The sequence below is a fragment of the Halobacterium rubrum genome, assembly GCF_021729015.1.
GTDB classification, from domain to species: domain Archaea; phylum Halobacteriota; class Halobacteria; order Halobacteriales; family Halobacteriaceae; genus Halobacterium; species Halobacterium rubrum.
This window is the reverse complement of the sequence record NZ_JAJQQZ010000002.1, coordinates 335,890-348,264: the sequence shown is the minus strand read 5'-3', so window position 1 is coordinate 348,264 and position 12,375 is coordinate 335,890. Positions and strand designations below refer to the sequence as shown.

General features: G+C 71.3%; 9 protein-coding genes. 5 read left to right on the top strand and 4 right to left on the bottom strand.

Annotated features, from left to right (window positions below; genetic code table 11):
* Position 1 precedes the first annotated feature (1 nt).
* Positions 2 to 1,630 carry a DUF7519 family protein gene (locus tag LT971_RS09290; RefSeq protein WP_237006647.1) on the top strand — a complete coding sequence of 543 codons (1,629 nt, stop codon included), beginning with the start codon at positions 2 to 4 and terminating at the stop codon, positions 1,628 to 1,630.
* Positions 1,631 to 1,639: 9 nt separating this feature from the next.
* Here LT971_RS09290 and LT971_RS09285 read toward each other — a convergent pair whose 3' ends face one another.
* Positions 1,640 to 3,037, bottom strand: a complete 1,398-nt coding sequence (locus LT971_RS09285) for a dihydrolipoyl dehydrogenase family protein (RefSeq protein ID WP_237006646.1) — start codon at positions 3,035 to 3,037, stop codon at positions 1,640 to 1,642.
* Positions 3,038 to 3,178: 141 nt separating this feature from the next.
* On the opposite strand from LT971_RS09285, the gene LT971_RS09280 reads away from it, so the two are divergent.
* The 3 genes from LT971_RS09280 to LT971_RS09270 all read left to right on the top strand — a co-directional run bounded on the left by LT971_RS09280 (position 3,179) and on the right by LT971_RS09270 (position 7,093).
* Positions 3,179 to 3,874, top strand: coding sequence for a helix-turn-helix domain-containing protein (locus LT971_RS09280; RefSeq protein ID WP_237006645.1), 696 nt, complete (start codon positions 3,179 to 3,181; stop codon positions 3,872 to 3,874).
* 150 nt (positions 3,875 to 4,024) lie between these two features.
* Complete coding sequence (locus tag LT971_RS09275) at positions 4,025 to 5,383, top strand: OFA family MFS transporter (protein WP_237006644.1); 1,359 nt, start codon at positions 4,025 to 4,027, stop codon at positions 5,381 to 5,383.
* Positions 5,384 to 5,464: 81 nt separating this feature from the next.
* Positions 5,465 to 7,093 carry a gamma-glutamyltransferase family protein gene (locus LT971_RS09270; RefSeq protein WP_237006643.1) on the top strand — a complete coding sequence of 543 codons (1,629 nt, stop codon included), beginning with the start codon at positions 5,465 to 5,467 and terminating at the stop codon, positions 7,091 to 7,093.
* Positions 7,094 to 7,129: 36 nt separating this feature from the next.
* Here LT971_RS09270 and kdgK1 read toward each other — a convergent pair whose 3' ends face one another.
* Positions 7,130 to 8,086, bottom strand: a complete 957-nt coding sequence (kdgK1, locus tag LT971_RS09265; RefSeq protein ID WP_237006642.1) for a bifunctional 2-dehydro-3-deoxygluconokinase/2-dehydro-3-deoxygalactonokinase — start codon at positions 8,084 to 8,086, stop codon at positions 7,130 to 7,132.
* Positions 8,087 to 8,110: 24 nt separating this feature from the next.
* Positions 8,111 to 10,156 (bottom strand): DNA mismatch repair endonuclease MutL, encoded by a 2,046-nt coding sequence (gene mutL / locus LT971_RS09260; protein ID WP_237006641.1) that lies wholly within the window; start codon positions 10,154 to 10,156, stop codon positions 8,111 to 8,113.
* 118 nt (positions 10,157 to 10,274) lie between these two features.
* Here mutL and LT971_RS09255 point away from each other — a divergent pair, with 118 nt between their 5' ends.
* Positions 10,275 to 11,885 (top strand): long-chain-fatty-acid--CoA ligase, encoded by a 1,611-nt coding sequence (locus LT971_RS09255; protein WP_237006640.1) that lies wholly within the window; start codon positions 10,275 to 10,277, stop codon positions 11,883 to 11,885.
* A 27-nt stretch (positions 11,886 to 11,912) separates the two neighbouring features.
* Here the strand turns inward: LT971_RS09255 and LT971_RS09250 are convergent, their stop codons facing one another.
* Entirely contained in the window at positions 11,913 to 12,239 is a 327-nt protein-coding gene (locus tag LT971_RS09250; protein ID WP_237006639.1) for a hypothetical protein, read from the bottom strand.
* Positions 12,240 to 12,375: the final 136 nt, after the last annotated feature.

Below are 12,375 nucleotides of genomic sequence, written 5' to 3'. Positions count from 1 at the left end.
CATGTCTCCCTCATCCCAGCCGACGACCGTCGACGAGTCCACGTGGCGTCCCACGAGATACGGGACCGGTATCACGGTCTGCGTCACGACAGCGCTGACCGCGCTCGTCGCGCTCGCGCTCGACCAGGTGGTCCCGCTCGCTGCGGGATGGACCGCAGCCCTCTCGCTGACGGCCGGACTGTGGCTCGCCACACGACCGACCCGACGCGTCCCCGCTCGCTATCTCGCCAGCCTCCTCGTGGCGCCGCTCGGGGTCGCCGCGGTCGGTGGACTCGCGTACACCGCGGTCGTCGTGGGGAGCGCGCAGTTCCCGCCGTCGACCCCCGCCGGGACCGCGAGTGCGGCGCTCGCGGTCGTCGCACAGGTCGTCGTCGCCGCCGGCCTGCTGACGGCCGTCGTCGGCGCCGCCAGCACCATCGGGGGCCTCGTCACCCGGCGAGGCCTCCGGTCGCTCTGGCGGGTCACCCTTCCCACCCTCTTCGCCCCGCTGCTGGCCGCGACCGTCCTCACAGCAGCCGCCGTCGTCGGCGACACCGCCCTCACGAGTGGCGGTCGGACTGTCGGGACGGCGGCCGCGAACGCGGTCGACACCGCGACGTCGTTCTTCCGCTCGCCGCCAGCGGGGAAACCGAACCTCTCCTCGCTGCTGCTTCTCGCGTTCGCCGCCGCCACCACGCTCAGCCGAACCCTCGGGTCGCTCCCGCTGGAACTGGGACTGGACGACGACCAGATAGACGCGGTGTCCGAGTTTCGGGGCGCCCTGCGGACCGTCAGCTGGGTTCTCACACTGGCAATCCTCGTCGGGGTCTTCGTCGACCTCCTCCTCCGGGACCCGCAGTTCCGCGGGCAACTCGACCAGTCGGTCTACCAGTACCTCGTCGCCGGGACGCAGGTCGAACCACTCCGGGACGCGCTGGCGGCCGTAACCGTCGGCTGTCTCGGCTTGCTCGCGGTCAGCTACGCTCTCAAACGGGTCGCCCGGACCACGTCGAGAGCCTCCCTCGAGGGGTACGGGCCGCTGCTCGGCGGCGCGACCATCACGGCCGCGACGTTCGCGGTCACCGGCCCGCTGGTGCAGCGAGTCCAGGCCGCCGTCGTCGCCGCGCTCCCGCCGGCACTGACGCCGCGGTACCAGCAACTCTCGGAGGGCGTCCTCGGGTTCTACGGCCCGCACGCGGTGACGACCGTCGGACTGTCGCTCGTCGTCGGGAGCACGGTCGCCGTCGTCACCGCCATCTGGGTCGGGATGTGGCTCCGCCTCTTGCCCTCGAAGACCACCGGTCCCGCGCTCGCGGGAGCCGGACTGTTCGTCGCGACCACGTTCGCCGGCGTCACCGGGTCGCTCCCGGCGTGGCTGTTCTTCGCCGGAATCGTCGGCAGCTTCGTCGCCTGGGACAGCGGGCACTTCGCGTGGCAGCTCGGCCGGGAGGTCGGCCGCCAGACGCCCACCCGGAACGTCGAAGCGGTCCACCTCGCGGGCACCCTCGCGGTCGGCGTCCTCGCCACGGGCGCCGCGCTCGGTGTGCGGCGATACGCCACCACCATCTCGTTCGTCGACCCGACGACGATACCGGCCGCGCTCGCCGGTTCGGCCGCCGCTATCTTCCTCCTCGTCGTCGCCCTCCGGTGACGCTGGGGGCTACTGCCAGAGCTCGTCGGCGGCGTCGCCGAACAGGCCGTCGAGAATCTCGGGCGTCGTCGGGTGGTACGCGCGGTCGGGAATCTCGCGGACGTCCATCTCCGCCTCCAGCACCACCTGCATCGTCTTCGCCATCACGTCGGCGTGGTAGTGGAGGCCGTGGTAGCCCAGAACCGTGCCGTCGTCGGCGTCGACGACCAGCCGGGCCGCGCCGCGGGCGGCGTCTTTCGTCTTGAACACGCCGTCGCTGGACGCGTCGCGCTGGCTGGTCACCACGTCGTGGCCGGCCTCACGGGCTTCCGCTGCGGTCAGGCCGAGCGACGCGAACGGGAAGACGCCGAGCCCCGAGAACATCACCTTGTGGGGGAGCGGGTCGTACGTCTCCAGCGTCCCGCCGTGTTCGGCGGCGAGGATGTTCCGGCCCGCGGCGTACCCCTCCTCTTTGGCGTTGTGCAGCAACATCCGGTCGCCCATCGCGTCGCCGACGACGAACACGCGGTCGTCGTCACGGGACTGCATCGTCGCGGCGTCCACCCAGTCCGGCCCGGGTTCGAGGCTGGTCCGGTCGACGCCGGCCGGGTACGCCGGCGTCCGGCCAGTGAACAGGAACAGCTGGTCGCCCTCGGCCGTCGACCCGTCGTCGAGGTGGACGCGCACGCCGCCGTCTTCGGTCGCCTCGACCTCCTCCTCGTAGACCTCGGTCCGGATGTCGACGCCGAACTCCTCGCGGTACTGGTCGAGGAGCTCCTCGCCGAACGCCGGGTGGTACTCGTCCAGCGGCCGGTCGTCGTGCTCGATGACCGTGAGGTCCATGTCGGCGGCCTCGGAGAGGTACGGCACGAGCTCGACGCCGACGTACCCGAACCCCATCACGACGCCGGAGTCCGGGAACTCGGTGGCGTCCAGCACGTCCCGGCTGCCCATCCAGTCGACGTCGTCGACGCCGGGCAGGTCGGGGACGTTCAGGTCCGAGCCGGTCGCCACGACGACGTAGTCGGCCTCGACCGTCTCGCCGCCGACCCTGAGCGTGCGGTCGTCGACGAACTGGGCGGTGTCGTGGTGGAAGGTGACGTTCTCGCGCTCGGCCATCTCCTCGACGGCCGCCCGCCGGTGTTCGGCGAACCCGAGCACGTGGTCGTCTTTCGTCTCCACGACGGCTTCGAGGTCGACGTCCGGCGCGTCGCCGACGAGCCGGTGGTCGTGGCGCGCCTGATAGCGGTGGGCGCCCGCCGACAGCACTTCCTTCGACGGCATACAGCCCCGGAGGATGCAGAGCCCGCCGCCGGGCTCGCCGTCGTCTACGAGCGTCAGCTCCACGTCTTCGTCGACGAGCTCCTCGGCGGCCGCCACGCCGGCGCTCCCGTACGCACCGACGATGGCGACGTGTGGTCGGGTCATACCCCTACCTCGACTACCCGTGGTGAAATGGTTTCGGCACAGCGCGGCGCTCGCCGCCTCCCGGCGACCGTACTGCCGCGAGCACGGCCAGTACTTCCCGCTACACCAAGCGTAAGACCGTGGGACGCCTACGTGTGGCCGATGCGGGAAGTGACCCTGCGGGTGCGTCACCACGGCGAACCGGAGAGCGACGTGAGCGCTGACTACCCCAGCGTGACACTCCGGTCGGTCTCCTCGCTGTCCGGGAGCGCTGCCGAACGCAAACGAATCGTCCAGCTGCGTGGCCCCGCCGACGACGTCGAGGGGTTCCTCGGGGCGTTCGCCGACGCCGACCCGGTTCTGGACGTCGAACGCCTCTCGCCGCTGGACAACGACCGCGTGTTCGTCGCCGTCACCTACGACAGCTACCAGTGGGACTCCATCGCCCAGCGGCTCGCCGACCACGGCGTCCACTACCGGGTGGGGACCACCATTCGGGCGGGCTGGGAGCACTGGACGCTGTACCTCGGCGAGGACGACGACCTCGGCGCGGTCGTCGACTCGCTGGAGGCGGCTGGCAACGACACGGAACTGGTGCGGGACGTCTCCCTGAACGAACTCGACGGCGAGGAGCACCTGGCGCTCTCCCGGATGCTGGAGGACCTGACCGACCGCCAGCGGGAGGTTCTCGCCATCGCGACCGGGATGGGGTACTACGACGAGGGTTCGGACGTGCGCGTCGAGGACATCGCCGACGAGGTCGGGCTCGCTGGGACGACCACCTGGGAGCACCTGTCGCGCGCCGAGGAGAAGGTGATGGCCGAGGTCGGCGAGTATCTCTCCGCTCGTGGCCACTGAGTGGCTGGCAGTCGTTCTCCCGGACTGCAGTTGTTTGGTGGTGTCTCGCACGGCCTGGGGTCCACGCCAAATATAACCGGGTCACCGCTATTCCCACTGGAGTGACCTCCAGTAGACGATGACCGAGACGTACGCAGCCGGTGATTGGGGATGACCGGCACAGACGGGGAGGAGGAGGAGGAGGAGAGCGTCGACCACGCGGCACGCGCTCGCGACCACCTCGGCTTCTCGCGGTGGTGGCTCGTGCTCGCGGCTGCCGGCATGATGGCGGTCGTCGGCCCCTACCAGTACGTCTGGAGCAGCCTCCGCGGGCCGGTCGCGCGCCAGCTCGGCATCGAGGCCGCCGCGCTCTCGACGGTGTTCACGCTGTTCGTCGTCGTGCAGGCCGGCAGCCAGTTCCCGGTCGGCTGGTGGCGCGACCGCCACGGCCCCCGCGGGGTCGCCGTCGTCGCCGCGTTCCTCGCCGGCGGCGGCTACCTCGGGCTGTCGGTCGCCGGGACTGTCTGGCAGATCTACCTCGCGTACTCGCTGGGCGCGCTCGGCGTCGGCATCGTCTACACCGTCGCCGTCAACACCGCGCTCAAGTGGTTCCCGGACCGCCGCGGTCTCACCTCCGGCGTGGGCACGATGGCGTTCGCCGGCGGCAGCGCGGCGCTGGTCCCGTACGTCCGCGCCAACACCGGCCCGAACCTCCCCGCCGAAGCCTACGTCGGCGTCCTCCAGAACGTCGGCCTGCTCATCTTCGCGGTCGTGCTCGCCGGCGCGCTCGTGCTCCGCGACCCGCCCGAGGGCTGGCGGTCGGACGGCGACAGCGTCGACTACGCCGGTCCCCAGTTCTCGTGGCGGGAGATGCTGCGCACGTGGCAGTTCTGGCTGATGTACGTCATGTTCGTTGCCGTCTCCGGCGCCGGCCTGATGCTCACCGAGAAGATCGTCGCCTACGCCGACCACCTCGGGCTCGCCGGCCTCATCGCGACCGCCGCCGCCACCCTGCTGCCGCTGGCGGGCGGCGTCGGCAGGCTCGTCCTCGGGGGCGTCAGCGACCGCCTCGACCGCACGAACGCGATGGCGGCGACGTTCACGATTCTGGGGCTCGGCCTGTTCGCCGTCGTGTTCTTCGGCATCCGGGGCGAGGGCGCGGCGTTCGTCGCCGCCGTCGTCGTCGCGACGTTCTTCTGGAGCCCCCAGTACACGCTGTTCCCGAGCGTCGTCGGCGACTACTACGGCGAACAGCACTCCAGCGCGAACTACGCCCTGCTGTACTCCGGGAAGATGTGGGGCGGCGTCTTCGGCGGCACCGTCACGGGTGCGTTCGTCGTCTCGCTGGGCTGGAACAACACCTTCCTGCTCGGCGGCGTCCTCGCCGTCGTCGCCGGCGTCGCCGCGCTCCTCCTCGAAGCACCGGAGCCCCCGGCGGCGGCCGACGACTCGGGTCCGCCGGCGACTGCCGGTGACGCGGCGTCCTCGTCTGACGCGGACCCGGCACCGAGCTCGTCGGGCGACGCCTGACTGTGGACTCGCGCCGCACCCTCACGAACGCCGGATATATCCGGCAGAGTGTTTTCCACGGGTTCCCACCACTGTCGTGGCATGCAGACACCGGATCTCGACCGGTTCTCGTCCCGACGCTCGACCGTCTACGGGCAGCGAGGCGTGGTCGCCACCAGTCAGCCGCTCGCCGCACAGACAGGCGTCTCCGTCATGGAAGACGGCGGGAACGCCTTCGACGCCGCGGTCGCCACGGCCGCCGCCCTGAACGTCGTCGAACCGACCTCGACCGGTCTCGGCGGCGACGTGTTCGCGCTCTACCGCACCGCCGACGGCGACGTCGGCGCGATGCGGTCCTGCGGGCACGCGCCCGCCGAGGCCACCATCGAGAACGTCCGCGAGGCGCTCGCCGACGAGCAGGACGTCGACGACCCCGCGGACGCCGAGATGCCGATGACCGGCCCGCACACCGTCACCGTCCCCGGCACCGCCCGGGGCTGGGAGGCGACCGTCGAGCGCTTCGGCGAGAAGGACCTCGGCGAGGCCCTCCAGCCCGCCATCCGGTACGCCACCGAGGGCTACCCGGTCTCGGAGGGCATCGCGTCCGCGTGGGACTACGGCGAGGAACTGTTCGAGCACGACAACGCCGTCGACGCCTTCCTGTTCGACGGCGAGAGCCCGGACGTCGGCCAGACGGTGACGCTCCCGAAGCTCGGCGAGTCGCTGCGCCGCATCGCAGAGGAGGGCGCAGACGTCGTCTACGAGGGCGACATCGCCGAGGAGATCGCCGACGAGGTCCAGTCCCGCGGCGGCTTCCTCACCGTCGACGACCTCGCGGACTTCGAGGTCGAGTGGCCCGACCCCGTCTCCACGACGTACAACGGCGCCGAAGTGTTCGAACTCCCGCCGAACAATCAGGGCCTCATCGCTCTGGAGGCGCTGAATATCGCCGAGGAGCTCGGCGCCGGCGACCACCCCATCGACTCCCCGGAGCGCGTCCACTACTTCGCGGAGGCGATGAAGCTCGCGTTCGAGGACGGCCACCACTACATCACCGACCCCGAGTTCGAGGACCACCCGCCGCTCGCCTCTGAAGACTGGGCCGCTAAGCGCGCCGAGCACGTCGGCGAGACGAACAACGACGACGTCTCCTTCGGCGTGCCGAACGCCGGCGACGCCGAGGACGCCGACACCGTCCTGCTCACCGTCGCCGACGACGAGGGCAACCTCGTCTCCTTCATCAACTCTCGGTTCGCCGGCTTCGGCTCCGGTCTCGTGGCGGGCGACACCGGTATCGCGCTCCAGAACCGCGGGTCGTCGTTCTCGCTGGACCGCGAGGACCCGAACCGCCTCGAACCCGGCAAGCGGCCGTTCCACACCCTGATTCCGGCGCTCGCGCGCTTCGACGAGGACGACTGGGCGGCGTTCGGCGTGATGGGCGGCTTCATGCAGCCCCAGGGCCACGCCCAGGTCGTCTCGAACATCGTCGACTACGACCTCCCGCTGCAGGCCGCCCTCGACCGCCCGCGCTGGCGGTACCGCGAGGACGGCGAGCTCGCGCTCGAACCGCACTTCGACTCGAACGTCGCCGCCAAGCTCGTCCGGAAGGAACACGACGTCCGCACGCTCACGCCGGAGCTGTTCGGCGGCGCCCAGATCGTGCGCAACGACAACGGCACGCTCTCGGCCGCCACCGAACCCCGGAAAGACGGCAACGCGCAGGGGTTCTAGACGGAGAACAGCGGCACAGCGTACGCGATTCTACCCCTACCGGTCGATACCCGACCCGCTCTCCGACAGCACCGACTCCACTTCGTCGCGCGTGACCAGCGCCACGTCGCCGGGGATCGTGCGCTTCAGCGCGGCCGTCGCGGCGCCCCACGCCAGCGCGTCTTCGACGTCCCCGCCGTCCACCCGGGAGGCGAGGTAGCCGCCGACGAACGCGTCCCCGGTCCCGACCGGGTCGTGGGTCTCCGTCTCGAAGGTCGGCTGCTCGAAGCCGTCGCCGTTGCGCACCGCGAGCGCGCCCTCGTCGCCGCGCGTGACGACGACGGTGCCGAACGCGAACTCGTCGGCGAGCCCGCGAGCGATGGCCTCGGCGTCGCCCTCGCGGGCGAGGACGTTCCGGGCGTCGCGCTCGGCGACGAACAGCACGTCCACGTCCGGGAACAGCGACTCGAGGGTCGCACGGGCCTCCTCGGGGCTCCACAGCTTGCTCCGGTAGTTCACGTCGAAGGTCGCCGTCGTGCCGGTCTCCTGGGCGAGGCCCAGGAGGTCGGCGGTCGTCTCCGCGAGCGTCTCCGAGAGCGCGGGCGTGATGCCCGACGTGTGCAGGTAGCCCGCGCGCTCGACGAACTCGGTCGCCAGCTCGTCGGCGGTCGCGGTCGTCACGGCGGCGTCCTGCCGGTCGTAGACGACACCCGTCCCCCGCGGTTCGCCCGCCTGCTCGAGGAAGTAGACGCCCTGCCGGAGGTCGTCGTCGTCGCTCCACACGACCTCGGGGCTGGTGCCCTGCGCCCGGAGCGCGGCCGCGACCTTCCGGCCGAGCGGCGAGTCCGGCAGCTTCGACAGCCACGCCGTCTCCGCGCCGAGGCGGTCGGCGTTCACCGCGACGTTGCTCTCCGCGCCCGCCGCGCGGAGGTCGAGTTCGCCGGCCTGCTCGATGCGCTCGTGGCCGGGCGGCGACAGCCGCAGCATCGTCTCCCCGAACGTCACCAGGTCCATGCCCGCCCGTACGCCCGCCGGGGCTTAGTTCCCCGCGTCCTCGCGGCGCCGGCCGGCGTGCCCGGGGTAGTCCCGTTCGAAGCGCTCGGCGAGTTCGTCGCCGTCGACCTCGACGACCGTCGGCCGGCCGTGCGGGCACGCGTAGGGGTTCTCGCAGGCGTCGAGTTCGTCCAGCAGGTCCACGACCGACCCCTCGGTCAGCGACGTGTTTCCCTTGACGGCCGGCGAGCACGCGAGGTCCGCGAGCAGCGCGTCCGCGGCGTCAGCGACCGGCGTCCCGCCGGCGTCTGCGAGGAACGCCGAGAGCACGTCCCGCGCGAGCTCGGGGTCGAGCGCGTCCGAGAGGACTGCGGGGACCGCGGTCACGCGGGCCGTCCGCCCGGCGAGTTCGGCGTCGAAGCCGAGCTCGCGGAGACCGCCGAGCGCCGACTCGAAGACCGCCGCCTCGCCCGCCGTCAGTTCGAGTTCGACCGGCGCCACGAGCGCCTGCGACGTGCCGTCGAGTCGCGCCCGCAGCCGCTCGTAGTGCACGCGCTCGTCGGCGGCGTGCTGGTCGACGAGGACGAGGCCGTCGTCGGCCTCCGCGACGACGTACGTGCCGTGGAGCTGTCCGAGCACGCGCAGGTCCGGGAGGCTCTCGCGCTCCGGTGCCGGACCGGTCTCGTCCGGCCCCTCGCCACTCGTCTCCGTCGGCAGCCGGGCGTTCTCGGCGGGCGCGTCGAAGCTACTCTCCCGGGTCTCACTCCCGGAACCCCGGTGCTCGCGCGTGGCGTCGGCCGGCCCGGAGTCGGCGGTCGACCGGTCGCCGCTACCGCCGCTCGTCGACCCGGCGCTCCCGCTGGCCTCGAATTCAGGCGCCGACGACTCGCCGGGCGTGCCGGACGCCCCTGCTCCCTGTCCGTCCTCGTCGCCCCGACTCGCAGCGTCCTCGGGCTCGGACACTCCGGCGTCTGCGTCGGCTGTCGTGCGCTCGGGCGAAATCTCGGTGTCGCCGGGCTTCGACGCGCCCCGGGGCGCGCCCGATCGCACGAGCCCCGCGTCCAGCAGGGCGTCCCGAACGGCCGACTCGACGGCGGCGCGCACGCCGGCCTCGTCCTCGAAGCGGACTTCGAGCTTCCGGGGGTGGACGTTGGCGTCGACGCCGTCGCAGTCGACGAACAGCACCGCGAACGGGTAGCGGTCGGGGGCGAGCTGGCCGCCGTAGCCGTCGAGGACGGCCTCCCGGAGCACGGTGTCGGTGACCGCGCGGCCGTTCACGAACGTCGCGAGGTACTCCCGGGTCGAGCGCGTGACCTCGGGGTCCGAGACGTAGCCGTGGACGCGCCGGACACTCCCGCCCTCGGGTTCGGCGTCGACCTCGCGCAGCGACTGGGCGACCTCGCGGCCGTAGACGGCGAGCGCGGCGTCCCGGACGTCCCCGGTCCCCGTGGTCGCGAACACCTCGCGGCCGTCGTGGGTCAGCGAGACCGCCACGTCCGGGTTCGCCAGCGCGTACCGGGTCACCGCTCGATTGACGTGCCCGAACTCGGTCGCGGCGCGCTTGAGGTACTTCCGGCGAGCCGGGGTCTCCCCGAACAGGTCGTCGACCTCGACGGTGGTCCCGGCCGGCCGCCCCGCCGGCTCCACGTCGCCGACGTCGCCGTGGTCGACGGTGATTCGGGCGCCCGAGTCCCCGGCGTCCCGCGGCCGGGTGGTCACCGTCATCTGCGAGACGGAGCCGATTGTGTACAGCGCTTCGCCCCGGAACCCCAGCGTCGCAACGCCGTCCAGCCCGTCGGCGTCCTCGAGCTTGCTAGTCGTGTGCTGTCGGACCGCCACCCGGAGGTCGTCGCCGGTCATCCCCCGGCCGTCGTCCGCGACCACGACCCGGTCTGTGCCGCCGGCGTCGACGCTCACGTCCACGCTGGAGGCGCCCGCGTCGAGGCTGTTCTCCACGAGCTCCTTGACGACGCTGGCCGGTCGCTCGACCACCTCGCCCGCGGCAATCTGGGCGACCGTCGCGTCGTCGAGTGCCGCAATCCGGCCGGCGGCTTCCTCCCCAGCCCCGCCGGCTCCACCGTCGTCGCTCATACCCGCAGGCAGGCGCGGCTGGCGTATCAATCCCCCGACGCGCGCCCGGACGGCGGCGCGGGCAGTAGTTGAGCCGACCCGAACAAATATCACGAACGTCGGTGAACGTCGAGACGAGATGCAGCGTCCACTCCTCGTCACGGACTTTCTCGACCGCGCGCGCAAGTACTACGGCGACGAGACTGCCGTCGTCGCGACCACGGGCCAGCAGTACACGTACAGCGAGCTCGGCGACCGCGCGGACCGCTTCTCGGCGGTCCTGCAGTCGGCGGGCGTCGACCCCGGTGACCGGGTCGCCGTTCTCGACCCGAACACGCACTACCACCTCGAAGCCGCCTACGGCACGATGCAGGCCGGCGGCATCCACACGCCGCTGAACTACCGGCTGACGCCCGAGGACTTCGAGTACATCCTCAACGACGCGGGCGTGTCGGCCATCTACGCCGACCACGAGTACGCCGAGAAGGTCGAAGCCGTCCGCGAGTCGGTGCCGACGGAGACGTTCGTCACGAACGACGCCGACGCCGTCGACGGCGACTGGCAGAGCTTCGACGACCTGCTCGCGGACGTCGACCCCGACGGCTACGACCGCCCCGAGATGGACGAGAGCGACGTCGTCACCATCAACTACACGTCCGGCACCACCGGCGACCCGAAGGGCGTCTGCCGCACGCACCGCAACGAGACGCTGCACGCCTTCCTCGTCTCCTACCACCAGAACGTCCGGGACACCGACACCTACCTCTGGACGCTGCCGATGTTCCACGTCAACGGCTGGGGCCACATCTACGCCGTCACCGGGGCCGGCGGCACCCACGTCTGCACTCGCGGGGTCGACGCCGAGTCCATCTTCGAGACGGTCCGCGAGGAGGACGTCTCCTACCTCTGTGCGGCGCCGACGGTGCTGAACATGCTCCAGAACTACTACGACGACCACGACGTCCCGACGACGGGCGACGCCGACGTCCGGGCGGCGACGGCGGGCAGCGCGCCGCCCGAAGCCACCATCCGGACCGTCGAGGACGAGTTCGGCTGGGACCTCGTACACGTCTACGGCGCCACCGAGACCGGCCCCCTCATCACGACCTCGGAGGCCGGCCGCCTGCTCGACGACGAACACCGGTACTCGCTGAAGAAACGCCAGGGCATCGGCTTCCTCGGCACCGAGGTTCGGGTCGTCGACGAGGACGGCGAGGACGTCCCCTGGGACGACGAGACCATCGGCGAGATCGTCGTCTCCGGCAACCAGGTGATGGACGGCTACTGGAACAAGCCCAAAGCCACCGAGGAGGCGTTCAACGAACGCGCGGAGGGCTACTACCACATGGGCGACTTCGCCGTCGTCGACGAGCACGGCTTCGTCTCCATCCAGGACCGCAAGAAGGACATCATCATCTCCGGCGGCGAGAACATCTCCTCCATCGAACTGGAGGACGCCCTCTTCGAGCACGACGCCGTCGGCGAGGTCGCGGTCGTCCCCTCCCCGCACGAGGACTGGGGAGAGACGCCGAAGGCGTTCGTCGTCCCCGCCTCCGGCGACCCCGAGGACCCGGGCGTGGCGAAGACGGACCTCGTCGAGTTCACCCGTGAGAATCTCGCCTCCTACAAGGCCGTCCGCCGCGTCGAGTTCGTCGACTCGCTGCCGACGACGGCCACCGGCAAAGTCCAGAAGTACGAGCTCCGCGAGCAGGAGTTCGAGGACGAGGAGTCGATGGTCGGGCAGGGGTAGCCCGCAGTCGTGGTCGGGCTCGTGGCGTCACTTCTCGACGGGGGGTAAGGTGGCGCCGGTCGTGTCTTCGACGCTGACCGAGAACGCCCACAGCCTGCTCTCGAACCGGAAGAAGACGTGCATCGCCTCGTTCGCGTGGTTCGTGAGCCGGTCGGCGAAGGCCCTCGCGTCCGCCTCGTCGTCACCGGAGAACTCGCGGCAGACCTTCCACTCGCTGTCTGTCACGACCGCCATCGCGACCTCGTGCTCTCCGGGTGGGAGTTCGTCCGCTTCGACCACGTTCTCGGGCCGCGGGTCGTACGCGCTCTCGCTCACGGGGCGCGCGCAGAGTTCCGTCCCGTTCGGCATGTCCATACCGACCCCGAGGGACCTCGCGCAGCCCGCCACCACGCTCGCACCCGCAGTTCCGACCGCCGCGAGCACCCGCCGTCGCCGAGTCGCCTCCATCGCTGCCCGAACCGTCAGCGCGCCGTCACAAGTGTCTGGTGGC